The sequence below is a fragment of the Thermus sediminis genome (assembly GCF_003426945.1).
Taxonomy (GTDB): Bacteria; Deinococcota; Deinococci; order Deinococcales; family Thermaceae; genus Thermus; species Thermus sediminis.
In genome coordinates this window covers 644,863-666,595 of sequence record NZ_QURO01000004.1, presented here as the reverse complement: position 1 = coordinate 666,595, position 21,733 = coordinate 644,863, and the positions used below count along the sequence as shown (strand labels likewise).

General features: G+C 68.7%; 22 protein-coding genes. 7 read left to right on the top strand and 15 right to left on the bottom strand.

Annotated features, from left to right (window positions below; genetic code table 11):
• Together sdhA and ATI37_RS04110 are read left to right on the top strand one after the other, a co-directional pair.
• Window positions 1–1,734 (top strand): succinate dehydrogenase flavoprotein subunit, encoded by a 1,734-nt coding sequence (gene sdhA, locus ATI37_RS04115; RefSeq protein ID WP_117237235.1) that lies wholly within the window; start codon window positions 1–3, stop codon window positions 1,732–1,734.
• A gap of 9 nt (window positions 1,735–1,743) precedes the next feature.
• A complete protein-coding gene (locus tag ATI37_RS04110) occupies window positions 1,744–2,442 on the top strand; it encodes a succinate dehydrogenase iron-sulfur subunit (protein ID WP_117237234.1) in 699 nt (232 codons plus the stop codon).
• A 42-nt stretch (window positions 2,443–2,484) separates the two neighbouring features.
• Here ATI37_RS04110 and aspS read toward each other — a convergent pair whose 3' ends face one another.
• The 3 genes from aspS to ATI37_RS04095 form a co-directional block, all read right to left on the bottom strand.
• A complete protein-coding gene (aspS, locus tag ATI37_RS04105; protein ID WP_117237233.1) occupies window positions 2,485–3,753 on the bottom strand; it encodes an aspartate--tRNA(Asn) ligase in 1,269 nt (422 codons plus the stop codon).
• 148 nt (window positions 3,754–3,901) lie between these two features.
• Entirely contained in the window at window positions 3,902–5,266 is a 1,365-nt protein-coding gene (mgtE, locus tag ATI37_RS04100; protein WP_117237232.1) for a magnesium transporter, read from the bottom strand.
• A 276-nt stretch (window positions 5,267–5,542) separates the two neighbouring features.
• The gene (locus ATI37_RS04095) at window positions 5,543–6,298 is read right to left on the bottom strand and encodes a TatD family hydrolase (protein ID WP_117237231.1); all 756 of its coding nucleotides are present in this window, start codon (window positions 6,296–6,298) and stop codon (window positions 5,543–5,545) included.
• Window positions 6,299–6,360: 62 nt separating this feature from the next.
• Between ATI37_RS04095 and ATI37_RS04090 the strand changes: the two genes are divergently transcribed.
• Window positions 6,361–7,347: a lipocalin family protein gene (locus tag ATI37_RS04090; protein WP_117237230.1), complete on the top strand. Its 987-nt coding sequence runs from the start codon at window positions 6,361–6,363 to the stop codon at window positions 7,345–7,347.
• A gap of 45 nt (window positions 7,348–7,392) precedes the next feature.
• Complete coding sequence (locus ATI37_RS04085) at window positions 7,393–8,043, top strand: flavodoxin family protein (RefSeq protein ID WP_117237229.1); 651 nt, start codon at window positions 7,393–7,395, stop codon at window positions 8,041–8,043.
• Here the strand turns inward: ATI37_RS04085 and tsaB are convergent.
• Entirely contained in the window at window positions 8,040–8,576 is a 537-nt protein-coding gene (gene tsaB, locus ATI37_RS04080; protein WP_232822512.1) for a tRNA (adenosine(37)-N6)-threonylcarbamoyltransferase complex dimerization subunit type 1 TsaB, read from the bottom strand. The genes ATI37_RS04085 and tsaB overlap by 4 nt on opposite strands.
• Before the next feature lie 31 nt (window positions 8,577–8,607).
• Between tsaB and ATI37_RS04075 the strand changes: the two genes are divergently transcribed.
• Complete coding sequence (locus ATI37_RS04075) at window positions 8,608–10,470, top strand: aldehyde ferredoxin oxidoreductase family protein (RefSeq protein ID WP_117237227.1); 1,863 nt, start codon at window positions 8,608–8,610, stop codon at window positions 10,468–10,470.
• On the opposite strand, the gene ATI37_RS04070 is transcribed toward ATI37_RS04075, so the two are convergent.
• Genes ATI37_RS04070 through glpX form a run of 3 tightly spaced genes read right to left on the bottom strand, consistent with a single transcriptional unit; the run spans window position 10,441 to window position 12,765 of the window.
• Window positions 10,441–11,115 carry a DUF58 domain-containing protein gene (locus ATI37_RS04070; protein ID WP_117237226.1) on the bottom strand — a complete coding sequence of 225 codons (675 nt, stop codon included), beginning with the start codon at window positions 11,113–11,115 and terminating at the stop codon, window positions 10,441–10,443. The genes ATI37_RS04075 and ATI37_RS04070 overlap by 30 nt on opposite strands.
• 11 nt (window positions 11,116–11,126) lie before the next feature.
• On the bottom strand, window positions 11,127–11,789 hold the full coding sequence (locus ATI37_RS04065; protein ID WP_117237225.1) for a glycyl radical enzyme family protein: 663 nt from the start codon (window positions 11,787–11,789) through the stop codon (window positions 11,127–11,129).
• Window positions 11,790–11,796: 7 nt separating this feature from the next.
• A complete protein-coding gene (glpX, locus tag ATI37_RS04060; RefSeq protein WP_117237224.1) occupies window positions 11,797–12,765 on the bottom strand; it encodes a class II fructose-bisphosphatase in 969 nt (322 codons plus the stop codon).
• Between the two features lie 35 nt (window positions 12,766–12,800).
• Here glpX and ATI37_RS04055 point away from each other — a divergent pair, with 35 nt between their 5' ends.
• Window positions 12,801–12,965: a hypothetical protein gene (locus ATI37_RS04055; RefSeq protein ID WP_157969077.1), complete on the top strand. Its 165-nt coding sequence runs from the start codon at window positions 12,801–12,803 to the stop codon at window positions 12,963–12,965.
• Here ATI37_RS04055 and hisIE read toward each other — a convergent pair.
• From hisIE to ATI37_RS04040, 3 genes are read right to left on the bottom strand one after another with little or no spacing between them, the layout of a single operon-like run.
• Window positions 12,962–13,585 (bottom strand): bifunctional phosphoribosyl-AMP cyclohydrolase/phosphoribosyl-ATP diphosphatase HisIE, encoded by a 624-nt coding sequence (hisIE, locus tag ATI37_RS04050; protein WP_117237222.1) that lies wholly within the window; start codon window positions 13,583–13,585, stop codon window positions 12,962–12,964. The two genes, ATI37_RS04055 and hisIE, sit on opposite strands and share 4 nt — an antisense overlap.
• Before the next feature lie 4 nt (window positions 13,586–13,589).
• Complete coding sequence (gene hisF / locus ATI37_RS04045) at window positions 13,590–14,348, bottom strand: imidazole glycerol phosphate synthase subunit HisF (RefSeq protein ID WP_117237221.1); 759 nt, start codon at window positions 14,346–14,348, stop codon at window positions 13,590–13,592.
• A complete protein-coding gene (locus ATI37_RS04040) occupies window positions 14,345–14,878 on the bottom strand; it encodes a Uma2 family endonuclease (RefSeq protein ID WP_117237220.1) in 534 nt (177 codons plus the stop codon). The genes hisF and ATI37_RS04040 overlap by 4 nt, the downstream gene beginning before the upstream one ends.
• A gap of 54 nt (window positions 14,879–14,932) precedes the next feature.
• On the opposite strand from ATI37_RS04040, the gene trmFO reads away from it, so the two are divergent.
• A complete protein-coding gene (trmFO, locus tag ATI37_RS04035; RefSeq protein WP_117237219.1) occupies window positions 14,933–16,270 on the top strand; it encodes a methylenetetrahydrofolate--tRNA-(uracil(54)-C(5))-methyltransferase (FADH(2)-oxidizing) TrmFO in 1,338 nt (445 codons plus the stop codon).
• On the opposite strand, the gene ATI37_RS04030 is transcribed toward trmFO, so the two are convergent.
• The 5 genes from ATI37_RS04030 to ATI37_RS04010 are packed head-to-tail and all read right to left on the bottom strand — an operon-like array spanning window position 16,224 to window position 21,733.
• Window positions 16,224–17,687 (bottom strand): Mur ligase family protein, encoded by a 1,464-nt coding sequence (locus tag ATI37_RS04030; protein ID WP_408646641.1) that lies wholly within the window; start codon window positions 17,685–17,687, stop codon window positions 16,224–16,226. The two genes, trmFO and ATI37_RS04030, sit on opposite strands and share 47 nt — an antisense overlap.
• Entirely contained in the window at window positions 17,684–18,292 is a 609-nt protein-coding gene (locus ATI37_RS04025; protein WP_117237217.1) for a deoxynucleoside kinase, read from the bottom strand. Before ATI37_RS04025 ends, ATI37_RS04030 begins: the two co-directional genes overlap by 4 nt.
• Complete coding sequence (locus ATI37_RS04020; protein ID WP_117237216.1) at window positions 18,292–18,897, bottom strand: deoxynucleoside kinase; 606 nt, start codon at window positions 18,895–18,897, stop codon at window positions 18,292–18,294. Before ATI37_RS04020 ends, ATI37_RS04025 begins: the two co-directional genes overlap by 1 nt.
• A 3-nt stretch (window positions 18,898–18,900) precedes the next feature.
• Window positions 18,901–19,950, bottom strand: coding sequence for a S1C family serine protease (locus ATI37_RS04015; RefSeq protein ID WP_117237215.1), 1,050 nt, complete (start codon window positions 19,948–19,950; stop codon window positions 18,901–18,903).
• A 4-nt stretch (window positions 19,951–19,954) separates the two neighbouring features.
• On the bottom strand, window positions 19,955–21,733 hold the full coding sequence (locus ATI37_RS04010) for an arginine--tRNA ligase (protein WP_117237214.1): 1,779 nt from the start codon (window positions 21,731–21,733) through the stop codon (window positions 19,955–19,957).

Below are 21,733 nucleotides of genomic sequence, written 5' to 3'. Positions count from 1 at the left end.
ATGGCGCACAGGCACGAGGTCATCGTGGTGGGCGGGGGCGGGGCGGGCCTGGCCGCCGCCTTGTATGCGGCCAGGGAGGGTGCGGACGTGGCGGTGGTCTCCAAGCTCTACCCCACCAGGAGCCACACGGGAGCCGCCCAGGGAGGGATAGGGGCTGCCCTGGGCAACGTGGAGGAGGACCACTGGGAGTGGCACATGTTTGACACCATCAAGGGGGGGGACTACCTCACGGACCAGGACGCCGCCGAGGTCTTTGCCAAGGAGGTCATCGAGGCGGTGATCGAGCTTGAGCACATGGGCCTCCCCTTTGACCGCCTGCCCAACGGGAAGATCGCCCAGCGCCGCTTCGGGGGGCACACCAAGGACTGGGGCAAGGCCCCGGTGCACCGGGCGGCCCACGCCGCTGACCGCACCGGGCACATGATCCTCCAGACCCTCTACCAGCAGTGCGTCAAGGCGGGCATCACCTTTTACAACGAGTTCCACGTCACCGATGTAATCGTTGAGGACGGCGCAGCCAAGGGCCTGGTGGCCTATGAGCTCGCCAGTGGCGAGCTCCACCTCTTTCAGGCCAAGGCCCTCATCATCGCCTCCGGGGGGTTTGGCCGCATCTACAAGGTTACCTCCAACGCCTACACCCTCACCGGGGACCTCCAGGCCATCCTCTACCGCCGGGGGCTTCCCCTGGAGGACATGGAGTTCTACCAGTTCCACCCCACGGGGCTTTACCCCTTGGGCATCCTCCTCACGGAAGGGGCCCGGGGCGAGGGGGGGATCCTCAGAAACGCCCTAGGGGAGCGTTTCATGGAGCGCTACGCCCCCACCATCAAGGACCTGGCTCCCCGGGACCTGGTCTCCCGCGCCATGTACCTGGAGGTGCGGGAGGGGCGGGGCGTAGGGCCCAAGAAGGACCACGTCCTTTTGGACCTCACCCACCTGCCCCCGGAGGTCATCGAGAAGAAGCTCCCCGACATCACCGAGTTCAGCCGCATCTACCTGGGGGTAGACCCCTTGAAGGAGCCCGTGCCGGTCATGCCCACCGCCCACTACGCCATGGGGGGGATTCCCACCAACCTGTGGGGCCAGGTGATCCGGGACGAGAGGAACACCGTGGTCCCCGGCCTCTACGCCGCCGGGGAGGCTGCCTGCGTGAGCCTCCACGGGGCCAACCGCCTGGGGACCAACTCCCTGGGGGACCTGGTGGTCTTCGGCAGGAGGGCGGGGATTCACGCCGCGCGCTTCGCCAAGGATGCGGACTATCAGGAGCTGAGCCGGGAGCACCTGGGTCCGAGCCGGGAGCGGATTGAGCGCATCAAGAGCTCTGCGGGCAAGGAGCGGGTGGCGGCCCTTAGGGCCGAGCTGCAGCAGTCCATGATGGACCACGCCTCCGTCTTCCGCACCGGGGAGCTTCTCAAGAAGCAGGTGGAGATCCTCAAGGAGCTCATGGACCGCTACAAGGGCATCGCCATCCAGGACAAGGGTGAGGTCTACAACACCGAGCTCGTAGAGGCCCTGGAGCTGGGGTACCTCCTCGAGGTCTCCGAGGCCTTGGTCCACTCCGCCCTGAACCGCACCGAGACCCGGGGGGCCCACGCCCGGGAGGACTACCCCGAGCGGGACGACGAGAACTGGCTCAAGCACACCCTGGCCTACAAGGTGGGGGACGGCAAGGTCTGTTTCCGGTACAAGCCCGTGGTCCTGGGCCGCTTTGAGCCCAAGGCCCGCACCTACTAGGGAGGCGGCATGCAGGTCACCCTCAAGGTGCTCCGGTTTGACCCCAGCAAGGACGGGAAGCCCGAGTGGCGCACCTACCAGGTGGAGGCCGAGCCTTGGGACCGGGTCTTGGACCTTCTGCACAAGGTGCAGTGGTACCAGGACGGCACCCTGGCCTTCCGCCGGAGCTGCGGCCACGGCATCTGCGGCTCCGACGCCATGCTCATCAACGGTAGGAACCGCCTGGCCTGCAAGACCCTGGTGAAGGACGTGGGAAGCGTGATCACCGTGGAGCCCATCCGCGGCCTCCCCGTGGAGAAGGACCTCATCGTGGACATGGAGCCCTTCTTCGCCGCCTACCGGGCGGTGAAGCCCTACCTCATCAACGACGAGCCCCCGCCCCAGAGGGAGAGGCTCCAGTCCCCGGAGGAAAGGGAGCGGTTTGACACCGGCACCAAGTGCATCCTCTGCGCCGCCTGCACCACGAGTTGCCCCGTCTTCTGGACCAACGGCACCTACATCGGCCCTGCGGCCATCGTCCAGGCCCACCGCTTCCTCTTTGACTCCCGGGACCGGGGGAAAAGGGAGCGCTTCCAGGCCCTGGGCTCGGGGAGCGGGGTCTGGCGGTGCCGCACCGCCTACAACTGCACCGAGGCCTGCCCCCGGGAGATCTCCGTGACCCAACTGATCGAGGAGGTCAAGCGGGCCATCCTCTTTGACCGGTTCTAAGGATTTCGGGGTCCCACCCTGGCCTAGGCCAGGACGGGGCTCTTAGGGGGTGAGCCGGTGCCGGTCCCGGGGGAAGGCCCGGGCGTAGCGGACGTTGGGGAGGCCTAAGAGCTTCTGGGTGAGCCTTTCCGCCCCGATGGCGAAGCCGCCGTGGGGGGGCATGCCGTACTTGAAGGCCTCGAGGTAGCCTTGGAAGCCCTCCGGGTCCATGCCCTTGGCCTCCAGGCTTGCCAACAGGTCCTCGTGGCGGTGGATGCGTTGCCCCCCGGAGGTGATCTCCAGGCCGCGGAAGAGGAGGTCAAAGCTCCGGGTGGTCCCGTCCGGCTCGGGATAGGCGTAAAAGGGGCGGATGGCCCTAGGGTAGCGGGTGAGGAAGAGCCAGTCTGAGCCCCAGCGCTCCTTGGCGTACTGGCCGAGGAGCCTTTCCGCCTCTTCCGAGAGGTCCTGGCCCGCGGGGTACCCCAGCTCCTCCTTGAGGATCCTTCGGGCCTCGGCGTGGGTCAGGCGGGGGATCTCCTCGGGGAGGGAGGGCCACTCCGCCTTGAGGAGGGCGACCTCCCGGCCTGCGGCCGTGAGGGCTTCCTCCAGCATCTCCTGGAGGAGCTCCTCCTCCAGGCGCATGAGGTCCTCCTCGCTCCCGATGAAGCCCATCTCCACGTCCAGGGAGAGGTACTCGTTGAGGTGCCGGCTGGTGTTGTGCTCCTCCATGCGCCACACGGGGGCCACCTCGTAGACCCGTTCAAAGACCCCCACCATGATCTGCTTGTAGAGCTGGGGGGACTGGGCGAGGTAGGCCCGCTTCTCGAAGTAGTCCACCCCGAAGAGGCCCGAGCCCCCCTCGGCCCCGGCCCGAACCACCTTGGGGGTGAAGATCTCGGTGAAGTCCTGCCGGTCCAGGTAGCGGCGGAAACCCCGTACCAAGGCGGCCTGCACCCTTAGAGGGGCGCGGGCCTTCTCCTCCCTCAGGGTGACGTAGCGGTACTCCAGGAGGGTGTCGGGATGGGCCCGCCACGCCTCCTTGGGGATCTCCACCGGGGTGGGCTCCAGGGCGGGGGAGAGGACCTCCACCTCCTTGGCGTGGACCTCGAGGCCCCCCGGGGCCTTGGGGCTCCTCACCACTGCCCCCCTAACCCTTAGGGAGGACTCAGGGAGGGGGAGCCTTAGGCCTCCGGTGACCACCTGCACTACCCCGCTCCGGTCCCGGAGGAGGAGGAACTGCACCTTGCCCAGGTCCCTTCGCCAGTGCAAGAACCCCCAGAGCTCCACCTCCTTGTCCACGTGGTTTGCCAAGTCCTTGACCAGAACCCGCATCTTTGCCTCCTTACGCGAAACCCCCCCGGCCGCGGCTTGCCGGGGGGGCTAGGCCCTGGCCCCCCTTCTAGGTTTCGTTGCCTAGGCGAGGGCGCATGTTAGGTCCAACTCTAAGCGCCCTGGCCCCTCGGGTCAAGGCCTCCCTTGCTCACTCCAGCAGGTGGCCCAGAAGGAGGTAGGCGTAGCCGAAGTACATGAAGACCCCTAGGAGGTCCATGATGGAGGTGATGGCGGGGCCGCTTAGCGTGGCGGGATCCGCGCCGAGGCGCTTAGCCAGGACAGGAAGGGCAGAGCCGATCAAGCCCCCGAGGATGGTGACCGTGGCCATGGCCAGACCCACCACCAGCAGGATGTCCCACCCCACGCCTTTGGAGAAGAAGGCCAGGACGGCCTCCAGCAGGCCGATGGCGATACCCAGGCTCAGGGCCACGGGCACCTCCCGCTTGAGGATGAGGAGGTAGTCCCTGAGCCGCGGCCGCACCTGCCCCAGGGCCAGGGAGCGGATGACCAGGGTGGCCGCCTGGCTGCCCGTATTCCCCCCCATGTCGATAATGGGGGCGATGAAGGCGGCGAGGACGATGGCGCGCTCCAGGATCTCCTCCTGTTGGGCCACGTAGGTGGAGGTGATGACCCCGAAGAGGGTCAGAAGGGCCAGCCAGACCACCCGGGCCCGGAAGAGCACGCCTAGAGGGCTCCTGAGGTAGTCCACGTCGGGGCCGCCTGTGGGAAGGATGCCCCCAAAGGTGGTGAGCCGCTGGGCTTCGTATTCCTCCACCAGCTCCACACCGCGCCCGGCATCGATGGCCCCCACCAACCGCCCCTCCTTGTCCACCACCGCCACCAGGGGGTACTGGTGGCGCTTGAACAGCTCGGCCACCTGGTCCTGGGAGTCGTAGGCGGAGACGGCGGCCCCGGCCACCGCCAGGTCCTTTAGGGGCGTTTGGGGGTCTCCTTTGACGAGCCGGGCCAGGGGCACGTAGCCCTGGTAAATCCTGCCCGGCCCCAGCACGAAGACCACCTCCAGGTTCTCTGTGGGAAGGAGGGAGTCTTCCACCCGCTCCAAGGCCTTCTCCACCGTGGTTTCCTCGGGGAGGGCCAGGTAGTCCGGGTTCATCACCCGGCCTGCGCTACCCTCGGGGTAGCCCAGGAGCAGGCTGACCCCTTCCCGGGCCTCGGAGGAGAGCTCCTGCAGGAGCCGCTTGACCACCTTGGCGGGGAGCTCCTCAAAAAGCCTTACCCGCTCCTCTACCTCCAGGCCCTCCAGGAGGGGCAGGAGGTCGGGGTCCTCCATGGCCTTGACCAGCTCGGCCTGTTCGGAGCGGTCCAAGGCCTCAAAGACGGCCAGGGCCCGCTCCTTGTCCAGTAGGCGGAAGACGAGGGCCCTGCGGGGGGACTCCAACAGCCTAAGGCAAAACACGATCTCCTGGAGGCTGGCTTGCCCCAGGAGGAGCTTGGCGCTCTGCAGGTTTCCTTCCTCCAACAGGCTCATGAGGTTCCGGCAGACCAAAGGCATGGCTCAACCTCACAAGGGTTTCCTTATTTAAACGGACGTTCCAGGCCATATCCCTCGAGCGCGACCTACGAGGACGGCGCCTAGGGGCAACTTTAGCCGTTGGCCTCACCCTTGGGAGAGCCGGTTGGGGGTTTTAGGGGGAAGGGCAGGTGGAGGGGGAGGCTTCCCAAGGGCGTGGGTGACTTCGCGGGCTTTCTTCTCGCACCTTGGTTTCACCTCCTCTCCGCACACCCTTTTCAGGGTAGGGGGTGAGGGAGGTTTTGTCAACCCTGTGGATTAGGCCCAAGCAAAACAGGCCTTGGCGTTCTCGTCGGTGAGGGCCTCGGCCTCAGGGAAGGGAAGGCTCAGGACCTCGGCGAGCCTTTGCAAGGTGTGGCGCATGTAGAGGGGGCGGTTCCTCTTACCCCTATGGGGCTCTGGGGGGAGGAAGGGGGTGTCGGTTTCCACCAAGAGCCTCTCCCGGGGAAGCCTCCTCGCCGCCTCCCTAAGGGCCTCGTTCTTCTTGTAGGTGAGGGGCCCGGCGAAGCTGAAGTAGGCCCCTACCTCTAGCCCCGCCTCCTCCAGGGCCGGATGGCCCCCGTAGGCGTGGAGGACCACCTTCCTGGGCCTATGGAGGAGGAGCCAGGCGGCCAGATCCTCCTCCGCCCTCCCGTCCCGGCTCCGCACGTGGAGGACAAGGGGAAGCCCGAGCTCTTCGGCCAACGCCGCCTGGAAGTCCAGAGCCTTGAGCTGGGCCCCTTTGGTCTCCGGGGTCCAGTAGTAGTCCAGCCCCGTCTCCCCGATGGCCCGGACCCTCTCCCCTCGGGCATAGTGCCTCAAGGCCTCCTCCACCTCGGGGGAGAGGAGGTGGGCAGAGGTGGGGTGGAGGCCGAAGGCGGCGTAGACATTACCCTGGGCTAGCTCCAGGGTCCTCTCCCAGCGCCTTGGGTCCACTCCCAGGGTGAGGACCGCTTTGAGCTCGGGGAGGTGGGCCCTGGCCTCCGAAAGCTCCTCGGGCTCCAGGAAGTCCAGATGGGCGTGGGTGTCGGTCATCGCCCCCACTGTAACCCAGGCCCCAGGGTGGGGCTAGGCCTTATGGGTAGAATGATACCAATATGAAGCGCCCCTTCCTCCTGGTTTTCCTCCTCGCCGCTTGTGCCCCGGTCCTCGTAGGCGTGGACCCAAGGCGCCTTCCCGACCCCGAGGACTGGGACCCCAAGCCCGCCCCCCTGGAGTGGTGGTACGCCTCCGGCTGGGCCTACCCCTACGCCTTCCACTTCGCCTTCTTCAAGGCCTACGCCCCGCCCTCCTTCCGCATCCTGGGCCTGCCGGGAAGCCTCTTCGGCGCCTTCCACGCCGCCCACCTGGCCCTCACCGACCTGCGCACGGGGGAGAGGCGCTTCCTGGAGGTTTCCGACCAGGACCTCTTCGCGAGAAGGGGCCAGGCGGAGCCCGGGCCCAGGCTAGAGGTTTCCGGCTGGCGCCTCTTCCGAGAGGGAGCGGGGTTCCGCCTCCAGGCCGAGGGGGTGGACCTCCTCTTCCTCCCCCTGAAGCCCCCCGTGGTCCACCCTCCCGGCTACTCGGGCACGGAGGAGACGGGGCGCCTCTACTACCAGTCCTACACCCGGGCCCTGGTCCGGGGCCAGATCCTTAGGGAGGAGGTGGAGGGGGAGGCCTGGCTAGACCACCAGTGGGGGGAGCAGTTTTCCGGGTTTTCCGCCACTTGGGACTGGTTCGGCCTCCACCTCTCTGATGGGTCTGAGCTCATGGCCTACCAGGTGAAGGACCGGGAGGGGCGGGTGGTCCAGGTCCTGGGGAGCCGGGTGGACCCCTTGGGGCGGGTGGAGGCGGTGGAGCTCGTCTTCATCCCCCTCGAGGCCTGGGAGAGCCCCTCCGGGCGCACCTACACCCTGGCCTGGCGGCTGAAGGGCCCAGAGCTAGACCTCGTCCTCAGGCCCCTCTTCCAGGAGGGGGAGATCCTCTCCCGCACCACCTGGGTGGCCTACTGGGAGGGCCCGGTGGCCGGGGAAGGCTTTTACGGAGGTTACCCCGTACGGGCCCGGGGGATGGGGGAGTTTGTGGCCGGGCCCTTTCGCCCTTAACTGCGCATGCTATACTAAAAGCGGTTTAGTGCCTGGGTGATATTTATGGGCTTACGCGTGCTCGGCGTCAACGCATCGGCACGAACGGATGGATTTACGGCGGAACTTCTGGATGAGGTCCTGGAGGCGGCCAGGCGCAAGGGGGCTAGCAGCGAGCGCCTGGACCTGGTGAGGCACCCCTTCCCCTTTTGCGCGGGGAACTACTCCCTGGACCCCGCCTCCTGCGGCCCCGAGACCTGCGTCCAGGGACCCTGGGACGGGTTCGGCAAGATAGCGGAGCGGATCCTCAATGCCGACGCTGTGGTCTTCGCCACCCCGGTCTACTGGTTCAGCGTCTCCGCCCGGATGAAGGCCCTCCTGGAGCGGATGACCTCCATGGAAAACCACGGCCTCCTCAACCTGGGCAAGCCCATGGCCCTCCTGGCCGTGGCCGAGGAGGAGGGAGCCTCGGGAGCCCTGGGTCAGATGCTCCTGCCCCTTAGCTACATGGGCTTCGTCCTAGCCCCCTTGGGCTTGGTCTACGCCCACCGCAGAGGGCAGCTCAGCCTGAAGGGGGACCTCGAGGTCCTGGAGGACGCCCGCGTCGCCGGGGAGAACCTGGTCCTCATGGCCGAGAGGCTGAAAGGGGCCCCCTTCCAGGAGCCCCTACCCAGCTACCCGCTGCCCCTATCCAACCCTAGGGTGGCGGCCGACTAGAGGTAGAGGGGTTCCGCCCCTTCTCGGGCGAAGAGGAGGAGCTCATAGAGGGCCCTGGGGTCGGGGGGAGCGTCCAGGAGAAGCCCCTCTTGGGGAAGCTCCTCGGGGCGCATCCTCCTAGGGGGTGCCACCTCCCGGGGCCGGCCCCCTTCCTTCAGGTAAGTGGCCCCGTAGTAGAGGCGGTTCCTGGCGGTGAAGAGGGGAGTGAGGGGCTTTCCCTCCTCCAGAAAGGGCCAGGCCGCCGCCAGGAGGGAGCTTATCCCGTAGACCTTCGCCCCCAGGGCTAGACTCAGCCCGAGCCCTGCGGCCAGGGCGATGCGGAGGCCGGTGTAGGAACCCGGGCCTTCCCCCAGGACCAGGGCGCCGATCTCCTCCCCCCTTACCCCCACCTCCCGCAGGACCTCCTCCAGGAGGCCAAAGAGCACCTCCTCGTGCCGCCTTTCCACCCGCACCACCCGCCCCAGGCCTTCCTCCCTGCGGAAGACGCCCAGGGCCAGGTAAGGGGTGGCCGTGTCCAGGGTGAGGGTCCACACGTCCACCCATTTTGAAGGGTATACTGGCCCCATGCCCAAGGGATACCACGACCGGGTGGCCTTCGTGGACCTTTCCCGGGGAGAGGTCTGGTACGAGAGCTACGGGGAGGCTTTCTGGCGGAAGTACCTGGGGGGACGGGCCCTTTCCGCCTACCTCCTCCTGAGGCACGTGCCCAAGGGGGCGGACCCCTTGGGCCCCGAGAACGCCCTGGTCTTCGCCCCCGGGGTCCTCACCGGGACCCCCATCTCCGGCTCGGGGCGCAACACCGTGGCCGCCAAGAGCCCCCTCACCGGGGGGTACGGGGACGCGGAGGGTGGGGGCTTCTTCGGGGCCGAGCTGAAGAACGCTGGCCTCGATGCCCTGGTGGTCCTGGGGAGGGCGGAGGGCCCCGTCTACCTCCACGTGGAGGGGGGGGAGGTGGCCATCCACCCCGCCTCCCACCTCTGGGGGAAGGACCCCCTCGAGGTGGAGGCCCTCATCAAGGAGGTCCACGGGTCCCAAACCCGCATCGCCCAGATCGGCCTGGCCGGGGAGAACGGGGTCCTCCTGGCCAACGTGATCCACGACCTGGCCCACTTCGCCGGGCGGGGGGGCCTGGGGGCGGTCATGGGGGCCAAGGGGCTCAAGGCGGTCTCCGCCCGGGCCAAGAAGGAGACCCTTCCCCCCTACCACGATCCGGCCCTCCTCAAGGAGCTCGCCCGGCGCATGGCCAAGGAGCGCATGGAGCGGGCGGCGGGCCTAGTGACCATGGGCACCGTGGGCACGGTGCGGCCCTTCAACCTCCGGGGGATCCTCCCCAGCCACAACTTCCTGGATGGCTTCCTCGAGGGGGCAGAGGCCCTGGATGGCACCAGCCTGGACGCCCTCGGCATCCGCATCGGCCGGGACACCTGCTACGCCTGCGCCCTCCGCTGCAAGCAGGTGGTCAAGATCGAGGGCACGGGCCGGTACGACGTCCGCCCCGAGTACGGGGGGCCGGAGTACGAGGGCCTGGGGGCCTTGGGCTCCACGTGCGGGGTCACCGACCCCTACGCTGTCACCAAGGCCAACACCCTCTGCAACCAGTACGGCCTGGACGTGATCGGGGTGGGGGTGACCATCGCCTGCGCCATGGAAGCGGTGGAAAAGGGCTTTTTGGACGATGAGGGCCTAGGCCTCCGCTTCGGGAACGGCGACGCCCTTCTCGCCGCCATCGAGCGCCTGGCCCGGAAGGAGGGGCGGCTTGGGGCCCTCATGGCCCTCGGGGCCAGGCGCCTGGCGGAGGCCATCGGCCACCCGGAGCTCGCCATGCACGTGAAGGGGCAGGAGGTGCCCATGCACGACCCCCGGTACAAGCGGGCCTTGGGCGTGGGCTATGCGGTGAGCCCCACGGGGGCGGACCACAACCACAACCTCCACGACACCGCCTACGCCAAGGAGGGAAAGGCCCTCTCGGAGCTTCGCTTCTACGGGGAGGCCTTTACCCCCCTACCCGTGGAGGACCTTTCCGAGGCCAAGGTGCGCATGCTCTGGACCAAGACCCAGGAACGGGGCTTTGTGAACAGCCTGGTCCTCTGCGACTTCGTCCCCTGGACCCCGGAGGAGTGGCGGGAAGCCCTTTACGCCGCCACGGGCTTTCGCTTTACTCCCGAGGAGATGCTTGCGGTGGGGGAGAGGACCCTCCAGCTCACCCGGCTTTTCAACCTGCGGGAGGGGATTTCTCCCGAGGAGGACCGCCTGCCGGAACGCTTCTTCCAGTCCTTCCGCCGGGGGAACCCCGAGGCCCGCTTGGACAAGGAGGCCTTCGGGGAGGCCCTGAAGGCCTACCGCCGCCTGGCGGGCTGGGAGGAGGGCGTGGACCCAAAGCGGCTTAGGACCCTTGGGCTAGAGGAGTTCCAGAACGCCCTGGCGTAGGAGGCTTGGCAGGGGAGCCTCCCCCACCCGGAGGAGGGCGTACCGCCCCCGGAGGAGGGCCAAGAGGCGGAGGGCCTTTAGGTATTCGGCCAAGGCTTTCTTATAGGCCAGGATCTCCTCCTTCCCCACCGGAAGGGCCTCCCCGGTCTCCACGTCCTTGAGGAGGGCCTCCTCCAGGGGAGGGTCCAGCTCCAGGGAGGAGAGGACCTGCACCAGGACCACCCTCTTGGGGAGGAACTGGGCCCAGGGGAGGGGGTCTAGGCCGTCGGTGAGCAGGACCAGGACCCCTTTCCCTGGGCGGAGGTCCTGGGGGCGGCCCCGCTCCAGGCGGGCCCTGGGGTCCTCCTGCCGGGCGATCTTGAGGAGGATGGCCGCCACCCGCTCCGCGTAGGGGAGTTTGCCGTGGAGGCGCATGCTCTCGCTTTCGTCCAGAAAGAGGCGAAAGCGGGCCCTCTCTGGGGCGGTCTCTAGGCGGGTGTAGAGCCTCCCCGTCTTGGCGTAGGCCCGCCAGTGGACCCGGCGGATCTCGTCCCCCTCTGCGTAGGGCCTGAGCTCGTAAAACTCCCCTCCCAGGCCCTTCCTGCGGGCGAGCCTTTCCCCGGGGTAGGGGAGGTAGGGCCTGGAGGCGATGCGGTAGCGGGTCATCTCTCGCGGGCTCAGGCGGTTTGGCAGAAGGTGCAGGCCCCCAAGGGGAGCAGGGGCTCCGTGACCTCCACCCGGCTTCCCTCCCGGAAGGCGGTGAGGAAGAACCTTTCCCCCACCTCCTTGGGGGTTTCCCGGGGGGGGGTCGCCGTGGAGGAGGTGCTCTGGTCCGCATGGTTGCAGGCCCTATAGGCCTCCATGGGCACCTCCCCGCAGACACTCACCCCCACCACCTCCATCCCCCCGTACCGGGCCTTGGTCCAGGTGCGGATGGGGTCCCAGAAGGGGAGGCCGGGCTCGGCGCCCTCCCAGGCGGCCGCCACCGGGGCCTCCCAGGCCTCCTCGGCCCGGATCTCCTCCTTGGGGGTGGGGAAGCGGAGCCCCCGGGGCTTGTCCGCCAGGGCGGCCCCTAGGAAAGCCTCCGTGGCCCCCAAGGAGATGTTGGCGCGGCGGACCCTGCTCCGGGCGGGGCCGGTCTTGGCCTGGAGGGAGTCCGAAAGCTCGGGGTGGGCGTCGGAGGGGGTGAGCGTCAGGGCCTCCTCCGGGGTGGCCTCCGGGATTCCTTCCTGGTCCCCAAGGCCGTAGCGCCCTGGGAAGACCGAGGCCCGAAGCTCGCCCCCCAGGAAGTCTAGGGCTAGCCTCTCCGCCTCGGCCTCGAGGTGGGGGCGCCTGGGCACGCCCTCACTATACCCGGATGGTGACCCGGGCGCCCGTTTCAAACAGGTGAATGGAGTCTATAAAGCGCACGGTGCGGGTGGCATACCCCATGACGATGGAGTGGGTCCGGGCACCCCCGCCGAAAAAGCGCACCCCTTGGAGGATGTCCCCGTCGGTGATGCCGGTGGTAGCGAAGACGATCTCCCTCCCTGGGGCCAGGTCCTCCGTGCGGTAGATGCGCCCCTCCTCCCCCCCCATGGCCCTGAGGCGCTCCCGCTCCTCCTCGTTCTGCGGGGTGAAGCGGGCCTGGATCTCCCCGCCCAGGCACTTGAGGGCCGCCGCCGCCAGGACCCCTTCCGGGGCCCCGCCGATGCCCATGACCGCGTGTACCCCCGTGCCCCGGATGGCCGCGGCCAGGGCGGCGATCACGTCCCCGTCGGAGATGAGCTTGACCCGGGCCCCCGCCTCCCGGATCTCCCGGATGAGCCGCTCGTGCCGGGGGCGGTCCAGGACCACGATGACCAGGTCCTCCACCGCCCGCTGCAGGGCCAGGGCCAGGGCCTTGAGGTTAGCGGAGACGGGCCAGGTGAGGTCCACGAGCCCGGCGGCGGGCGGGGGAACGATGAGCTTCTCCATGTACATGTCCGGGGCGTGGAAGAGCCCGCCCCTCTCGCTGATGGCGATCACGGTGACGGCGTTGGGCAGGCCCTTGGCGGCGGTGGTGGTCCCCTCCACCGGGTCCACGGCGATGTCCACCTCGAGGCCCCCCTCCCCCAGGACCTCCCCGATGTAGAGCATGGGGGCCTCGTCCATCTCCCCTTCGCCGATGACCACCGTGCCCCTTATGGGAAGCTCGTTGAGCACCCGGCGCATGGCCTGGGTGCCCGCCTCGTCCACGGCCTCCTTGTCCCCCTTGCCCGCTAGGCGGCTCGCCGCCAGGGCGGCCTGCTCCGTGACCCGCACCACCTCCAGGACCAAGCGGCGCTCAATTTCCATGTTTCCACTATACTGGGATGTTTTACACCAGGGGCATGGAAGCCCTTCATGCTGGGGGGCCCGAGGCCCACGCCAGGCTCCTCCGGAAGAGGTACCTGCGCCGCCTGAGGAGGAGGGGGATTCTCCCCTACCTCCTCGGCCTCCTGCGCCTGGGCCTCCTCGAGGGCCGGCTCCTTCGGCGGCTTTGGCTTTCCCGCTAGCCCTCCTTGGGCCGGTGCCGCTCCCAGAGGGTTTCCGCCAGGTCCTCGAGGGTGAGGCCCATCTCCCCCAGGACCAAAAGGAGGTGGAAGAGGAGGTCTGCGGCCTCGTGGCGGACCTCCCTGGGGTCTTGGTTCTTGGCGGCGAGGATCACCTCCCCCGCCTCCTCCCCGATCTTCTTCAGGATGCGGTCCAGGCCCATCTGGTGCATCCGGGCTACGTAGCTCCCCTGGGGAAGCGTCCTAAGCCTCTCCTGGATGGTGGCGTAGACCTGGCCCAGGACAAAGCCCAGGTCCTTTCTGCCGGAAAGAAGGGGGCGGTGGAAGCAGGTCCTCTCCCCCGTGTGGCAGGCGGGGCCCTGGGGGAGGACCCGGTAGACCACGGCGTCCCCGTCGCAGTCCAGGAGGACCTCCACCACCTCCTGGGTGTGCCCCGAGGTCTCCCCCTTGCGCCAGAGGGCTTGGCGGCTTCGGCTATAGAAGACGCTCCGCCCCGTCCTCAGGGTTTCCTCCAGGGCCTCCCGGTTGGCGTAGGCCAGGGTCAGGACCTCCCCCGTGCGGGCGTCCTGGACCACCACCGGCACCAGGCCCCTTTCGTCAAAGCGCACCGCCGAAAGGTCCATGCCCCTAGTCTAGCCGCACGTGGAGGCCCTTTTCCGCCAGGAAGGCCTTGAGTTCTGGGATGGGGATCTCCCCGAAGTGGAAGACGCTGGCGGCCAAGGCGGCCTCGGCCCCCGCCTGGAAGGCCTGGAGGAAGTGCTCCATCCTCCCCGCCCCCCCGCTGGCGATCACGGGGACGTTCACCGCCTGGGCCACCAGCTCTGTGAGCCGGAGGTCGTAGCCTTCCTTGGTCCCGTCCCGGTCCATGCTGGTGAGGAGGATCTCCCCGGCCCCCAGCTCCGCCCCCCTCACCGCCCACTCCACGGCGTGGAGGCCCGTGGGGATCCGCCCCCCCGCCACATAGACCTCGGGGAACTCCCCCCGCCACCTGGCGTCTATGGCCAGGACCACGGCCTGGGCGCCGAAGTGGTCGGCGAGCTCCCCGATGAGCCCGGGGCGCCGCACCGCCGCCGAGTTCACGCTCACCTTGTCCGCCCCAGCCAGGAGGAGCCGCCTGGCGTCCTCCAGGGAGCGCACCCCCCCGCCCACGGTGAGGGGGATGAAGACCCTTTCCGCCACCTGGGCCACCACCTCTAGGAGGATGGCCCTCTCCTCGTGGGTGGCGGAGATGTCCAGGAAGACGAGCTCGTCCGCCCCCGCCTCGTCGTAGGCCCGGGCGGCCTCCACGGGGTCCCCCGCGTCCTTGAGGTTCACGAAGTTCACCCCCTTGACCACGCGGCCTCTGTGGACGTCCAGGCAGGGGATGATGCGCTTGGCCAGGCTCATAAGGGGGGATGGTAAAGGAGCTCGGCCTGGGGGAGGAGGAGGGGGGTTACCCTTCCCCCCCTGAGCACGGAAAAGCTCTCCCCGTAAGCCCCCCCTTCCGGCCTCCTAAAGACCTGAAGGGCCTCCCGGGTGAGGAGCCAGACCTCGGGAACCCCGGCCTCGGCGTAGAGGGGAAGCTTCTTTTCCCGGTCCCAGGCCTCCGTGGAGAGGCTCACCTCCACCAGGAGGAGAACGTCCTTGGGGCGGGGGTGGTCCTGGGTGTAGAAGTCCTCCCGGGGCTTTAGGAGGAGGAGGTCGGGGAGGGGCAGGCTGTGGGCGGAGAGGTAGAGGGGGCTTTGCACCCGGATCTGGGCCAGGCCCTGGACCTTGGGAGCCAGGGCGTGGAGGAGCCAGTCCAGGAGGCCGGCGTGCTGGCTGGAAGGGGGAGCCATCTCGTAGACCTCGCCGTCCAGAAGCTCCAGGCGGGCCTCGGGGTGGAGGCTGGCCAGGGCCAGGACCTCCTCCACCCGGAACCGGTGCCGCACCGCCATGGGGCCATTATAGACCACTTTTCCCAAGGGCCTCCTGGTGCTACCATCTGGAGGATGGAACGGGTGAACGTGGTGGGAGGGGGCCTCGCTGGGAGCGAGGCCGCCTGGACCCTTTTGCGCCTGGGCATCCCCGTGCGCCTCTACGAGATGCGCCCTAAGCGCATGACCCCGGCCCACGCCACGGACCGCCTCGCCGAGATCGTCTGCTCCAACTCCCTAGGGGGGGAAGGGGAGACCCAGGCCAAGGGCCTCCTCCAGGCGGAGATGCGCCTTTTGGGGAGCCTGGTCATGGAGGCGGCGGAGGAGGCCCGGGTGCCCGCGGGCGGGGCCTTGGCCGTGGACCGGGAGCTCTTTTCCCAGGGCATCACGGAAAGGCTTCTGGCCCATCCCCTCCTCGAGGTGGTGCGGGAGGAGGCGGGGGAGATCCCCCAGGGGATCACCGTCCTGGCCACGGGGCCCCTCACCTCCGAGAGCCTGGCCGAGGCCCTAAGGGGGCGCTTTGGCGACCACTTCCTCGCCTACTACGACGCCGCAAGCCCCATCGTCCTCTACGAGAGCATAGACCTCTCCAAGTGCTTCCGCGCCGGGCGCTACGGCCAGAGCGCCGACTACCTCAACTGCCCCCTGACCGAGGAGGAGTACCGCCGGTTCCACGAGGCCCTGGTTTCGGCGGAGCGGCACACCCCCCACGAGTGGGAGAACCTCCAGTTCTTTGAGGCCTGCGTGCCCGTGGAGGAGCTGGGCAGGAGGGGGTACCAGACCCTCCTCTATGGCCCCATGAAGCCCGTGGGGCTCGTGGACCCTAGGACGGGAAAGGAGCCCTTCGCCGTGGTCCAGCTTCGCCAGGAGGACAAGGCGGGGCGGATGTGGAGCCTGGTGGGCTTCCAGACCGGGCTCAAGTGGCCCGAGCAGAGGCGCCTCATCCAGATGATCCCCGGCCTGGAGAACGCCGAGATCGTCCGCTACGGGGTGATGCACCGGAACACCTACCTGAACGCCCCGAGGCTTCTCCGGGAGACCCTGGAGTTCCAGGAGGCCGAGGGCCTCTTCGCCGCCGGGGTCCTGGCGGGGGTGGAGGGGTATCTGGAAAGCGCCGCCACCGGCTTTTTGGCGGGGTTAAACGCCGCCCGGCGCGCCTTAGGCCTGGAGCCCACTGCTCCCCCTGAGGCGAGCATGCTGGGGGGGCTGGTCCGCTTCCTGGCCACGGCCAACCCGGAGAACTTCCAGCCCATGAACGCCAACTGGGGCCTGGTGCCACCCCTAGAGGGGCGGATGGGCAAGAGGGAGAAGCGCCAGGCCATGTACCGGAGGGGTTTAGAGGCCTTCGCCGGGTGGCTTTCCGCCCTCAGGCCTCCCCTTCCCGGGGTGAGGAGCCTTCAGCCTGTGCCCTGAGCCTTAGGGCCTTCAGGGCCGCCTCCCTTTCGTCCCAGGGAAGGGCCTCCCTTCCCCGTTCCAGGGTGCCCTCGTGCCCCTTGCCCGCCAGGAGTACCGTGTCCCCTTCTTGGGCTTCCAGGATGGCCCTGAGGATGGCCTCCACCCGCTGGGGGACGAGCTCAAAAACCCCGCCTTCCTCCCTGGCCGCCTCCGCCAGGGCCTCCAGGATGGCCCAAAGGTCCTCCGTGCGGTGGTCCTCCTCGGTGAAGAAGGCCTTGTCCGCCAGGCGGGCCGCCACCCGGCCGAGATCTTCCCGTCTCCTAGGGTCCCTTTCCCCCGCCGCCCCCACCACCAGGAGAAGCCGCCCTTGGGTGGTGGCCCTCAGGGTCTTGAGGGCGGCCTCGAGGCTCTTCCCCGTATGGGCGAAGTCTATCACCACCCGGAAGGGCTTTTCCTGCACCACCTCCATCCGCCCTGGCACCCCGGGGAAGCCCGCCAGGCCCTGCAAAACCCTTTCCAGGGGCGTTCCCTGGGCCAGGGCGGCGGCGCTGGCGGCCAGGGCGTTTTCCACGTTGTAGACCCCCAGCATGGGCAAGAAGGCCTCCCCCTTGCCCCAGGGGGTGTGAAGGGTGAAGCGGAGGCCCTCCGCCCCTTCCCGCACCCCTTCCGCCCACACCTCCCCCCCGGGGCCGAAGAGGAGGTGGGGCCTCCTGCGGAGGCGGTCCAGGTGGGGAAGCCCCGCGCTCAGGATGGCCAGCTCCGAGCGCTCCACCAAAAGGGCCTTGGCCTGGAAGTAGGCCTCGGGGGTGCCGTGGAGGTCCAGGTGGTCGTCGGGGTAGAAGCTCACAAACACCCCCACCCCGAAGGTGAGCCCCTCCACCCGCTTGAGGGCCAGGGCGTGGCTGGAAACCTCCAGCACCGCCCTCTTGAGCCCCCGGTCCAAAGCCTCCCGCAAGAAGGCGTAGACCTCGGGGGCCTCGGGGGTGGTGAAGTGGCCCACGGGAGGCCTCGCCTCCTTCCCCAGCCGCAGGCCCACGGTGGAAAGGAGGGCGGCCTCCTCCAGGAGGTGGTGGAGGAGGAAGGCCGTGGTGCTCTTCCCCTTGGAGCCCGTGACCCCGAAGAGGGTGAGGGAGCGGTCCGGCTCCCCATAGAAGCGCCGGGAGAGGAGGGCCAGGGCCTCTCGGCTGTCCGCCACCCTCAGATAGGGGACGGGGAGGGTGAGGTCCCGCTCCCCCACCGCGGCGATGGCCCCCCGCCCCAGGGCCTCGAGGATGAACGCGTGCCCGTCCAGGGGCTTGCGGTGGGGGAGGGGGACACCGGGGATGGCCACGAAGACGAAGCCCGGCTCCACCCGCCTCGAGTCCTGGGTGAGGCCCCGCACGGGAAGGGGCGGGGCTTCCTTCCCGAAGGGGGCGAAGAGTTCCTTTAGCGTCACGGGCAGATCCTCCGGCCTAGGGCCTCCAGGAGGGCTTTACGATCCTCCTCCCTCTCCACGAAGTCTACCCGGTCCGCCTCCACCACCGCCACCGGGCATAGTTCCCAGGAGGCCATCAGCTCCTCGTAGAGGGCGTTCAGGGAGAGGAGGTAGCGGTCGGGGATGCCCTTTTCAAAGGGGCGGCCCCGCTTTAGGATCCTGGCCCTCAAGGTGGGGAGGCTTGCCCTGAGGTAGATGAGGAGGTCAGGCTTCCTGAGGGCCGGGGAGACGCTCTGGAAGAGGTCCATGTAGGTCCGCCAGTCCCGCTCGGAGAGGTAGCCCTCCCGGTAGAGGTTCCGGGCGAAGACGAAGGCGTCCTCGTAGACGGTCCGGTCCTGGACCACGCGGGGGTTCCCGTTCACCTCCAGGAGGTGCTGGCGCACCCGCCGGGCCAGGAAGAAGACCTGGGAGTGGAAGGCGTAGGCCCCCATGTCCCGGTAGAAGTCCTCCAGATAGGGGTTTTCGCTCACCGCCTCGTAGACGGGCTTTAGGCCAAAGGCCTCGGCGAGGAGGGCGGTGAGGGTGCTCTTGCCGCTGCCGATGTTGCCGGCGATAGCGACGTACATCAGGGCCTTCCCTCCTTGGCCAGGTGGGCCCTTACCAGGGCCACCACCTCCTCCCGGTGGGGGCCTCCTGGGCTGAAGTCCAGCCCCTCCGCCTCCAGGACGAGGAGGGGATGGGGGTAGCGGGCGAAGTGGCGCTCGTAGGCCTCGGAGAGGGCCTCCAGGTAGGCGGGGTCCATCCCCCTCTCAAAGGGCCGCCCCCTCCTTTGGATGCGCTCCAGGAGGACGGGGACCGGGGCCTTTAGGTAGACCGTGAGGTCGGGCGGGGGCACCTTGGGGGCCAGCTCCCGGTAGAGCTCCAGGTAGAGGTCCCACTCCGGGCCCTCGAGGTTGAGGCTGGCGAAGATGGGGTCCTTGTCCAGGAGGTAGTCGGCCACCACCCCGCCGAAGAGGGGCCTCTCCCTCAAGGGGGCGAGCTGGCGGAAGCGGGAGAGGAGGAAGAAGACCTGGGCCTTGAAGGCGTAGCGCCGCCGGTCCTGGTAGAAGAGGGGGAGGAAGGGGTTTTCCTCCACCACCTCCAGAAGGGGCTCAGCCCCCAGGGCCTCCGAAAGGAGCCGGGCCAGGGTGGTCTTGCCCGCCCCGATGGGGCCTTCCACGGCCAGGTACACCCCTCACCTCCTCGGGCGGGCCATCATGACCAGGGTGGCCTCCAGCCTCCGCCCCTCCCGCCAGAGCGTGAGGCGCACCCGGTCCCCGGGGCGGAAGCGGGCGATCTGGCGCACCACCTCGGCCTTGTCCTTCACCGGCTTGCCGTTGATGGCCAGGATCACGTCCCCCAGGGCCACCAGGCGGCCCTGGGGGTCCCGCTGCGCCCCCCTCAGGCCCGCCCGGGCGGCGGGGCTACCCGGTTCCACCCGGTCCACCATGGCCCCTTGCGTGGTGGTGAGGCCCACGGCCCTGAGGAGAACGGGGGGGAGCTCCTCCAAGGAGACCAGGCTCGCCCCTAGCCAGCCCCGTTGCGGGATGCCGAAGCGCTCCAGGTCCTGCACGCTCTGGGCCGAAAGCTCCGCAGGGATGGCGGCCCCGATCCCCCCCAACCCCGAAGGCCCCCCGATCATGTCCGCCACTACCCCAATCACCTCCCCCTGGAGGCTCATGAGGGGGCTTCCCGAGTTGCCCACGGTCAGGGGGGCGTCGGTGAAGAGGTACTCCCCCACCTCGGCCCCGATGCTGGGGTCGGGGGTGGGGACCTCGAGGGGGCCCACCCCAGCCAGGATGCCGGAGGAGGCCAGGGGACCCTGGCCGAAGGGGAACCCCACCAGGATGACCCCCATCCCCAAGGGAAGGCTGGCGGCCGGCACCCTGCTGAAACCGAGGACCCCAGGGGCCTGCACCCCTCTCACCGTGAGGAGGGCCAGGTCAATCCCCGGGTCCACGGCGAAGCGCTCCGCGGGGAAGGTGCGTCCGTCGTGAAGGCGCACGGTGAGGTCGGTGAGGTCCTGGACCACGTGGTAGTTGGTCACCACCCGAAAGGGGCTCACGAAGAAGCCCGTACCCACCGCCCCTCCTTCGCTGGTGGGGGCGGTGCCCTGGATGCGCACCACGGCGGGGAGGGCCCTTTGGATGACCTGGCTCCGGGCGATCTCCTCGGGGGCGGTGAGGCGCTGGCCCAGGACCAGGGCCAAGGCGAGAAGGAGGCCAAGGAGGAGTGGGCGGCCCATACCCTCACATTACCTCAGGGGCGGGGATGCCCAAGAGGCCGAGGCCGGTCTTCAGGGTCTCCTGGAGGCTCTTGACCAGCTCCAGGCGGAGCTCCCTAAGGCCCTCCGGGCCGGTGAGCACGGGGGTGGCCGGGCGGCCCTCCTCCTTGGCGTTGTAGTAGGCGTTCCAAGAGGCGGCGAGGTCCAGGAGGTACTGGGCCAGGATGTGGGGGCTCTTCTCCTCGGCCGATTCCAAGACCGCCTCCTCAAAGTCCAGAAGGGCCAGGGCCAGGCCCCTCTCGTAGGGGGTGGCCTGGGCCAGGTCCGGGGGGCCCCACTCCCCCGCTTTGCGCAGGATGGCGTGGGCCCGGGCGTGAGCGTACTGGACGTAGGGCCCCGTGTCCCCCTCAAAGGAGAGGGCCTCCCCGTAGCGGAAGTCTATCTGCCTTTTGGGCTCGGCCTTGCTCATGGCGAAGCGGATGGCCCCCAGGGCCACCATCCGGGCGGCCTCCTCCTTGTCGGGGTGCTCGGGGTTCTTCTCCTCTATAACCCTTAGGGCCCGCCTCCTGGCCTCCTCCAGGACCTCGTCCACGCTCACGGCAAGCCCCTTCCGCCCGGACATCTGCTTGCCTTCCAAGAGCACGGTCTCGTAGGCCAGGTGAAAGGCCCTCTCGGCCAGCTCCGGGTGCCCCGCCAGGGCCAGGGCGGCCCGCACCAGGGCCTGGGGGTGGCTTTGGCGCACGTCAATGACGTTGATGGTCTCCTTGGCCCTCGGGGTGTAGGCCTCCCCCTCGGGGGCGCTGGTCCGGAGGCCCGGGTAGTGGGGGTTCTCGTAGGGCCGGAAGCGCAGGCCCTCCAGGAGGCCCATCTTCCAGAACTGGAAGGCGATGTCCTTGGCGTAGTAGGTGGCGGCCCCGCCGGAGCGCACCAGGACGAAGTGGGGGTCCTCGAGGCCCGGGATGAAGGGGCTAGCGTCCATCACCAGGGCTCCGGCGTACTTCCCCTCCGTGGGCCGGAAGACGTGGGGGCTCCGCCCCAGGAGGGCCAGGGCCTTCCCCAGAAGGCCTGCCCGCACGATGTCCGACTCCCAGACCAAAAGGTCATAGTGGGCGGCGAGGGCGCGCATGGTGGCGAGCTGGGCCAGGAGGATCCGGTTCACCTCCTCCCTGAGTTCCCCCCGTTCCAGGGCGTGGAGGACCTCCTCAATCCCCTCGGCAAGCCCCTCGTAGTCCGGGTCCTGGTGGAGGCGCACGTAGGCCTTGCCGGCGAAGTGGTCGTACTTCTCCTCCCCGTCCCAGGTGAGGCCGTAGTGCTTGAGGGCGAAGAGGGTTTCCGCCGCCTGGCGGCCAGTGTCGTCAATGTAGTTGAGGACCAGGACCTCCCGCCCCGAAAAGGCCAGGATGCGGGCCAGGCTGTCCCCCAGGACGATGTTCCTGAGGTGGCCCACGTGGAGCTCCTTGTTGGGGTTCACCGAGGTGTGCTCAATGAGGACCAGGCCCTCCCGCCTGGGCAAGGGGCCTTTGGGGCGCAGGGCTTCTTTGAGGAGGTCCTCCGTACGCAGGCGGAAGTTGAGGTACCCCCCCACGGGGATGGCCTCCTCCACGAAGGGGGGAAGCCTGAGGCGGGCCTTGAGCTCCAGGGCGATGGCCTGGGGGGGCTTCCTTAGCTCCTTGGCGGGGGCGAAGAGGGGGATTCCGTAGTCCCCGGGCTTGTCCTTGGGGGCCTTGGCCACCTTGAGGCGGAGGTCCAGGCCCATCTCCATGAGGGCGTGGTGGATGGCCTCTTCCAGGGCGCGGCGCACCAT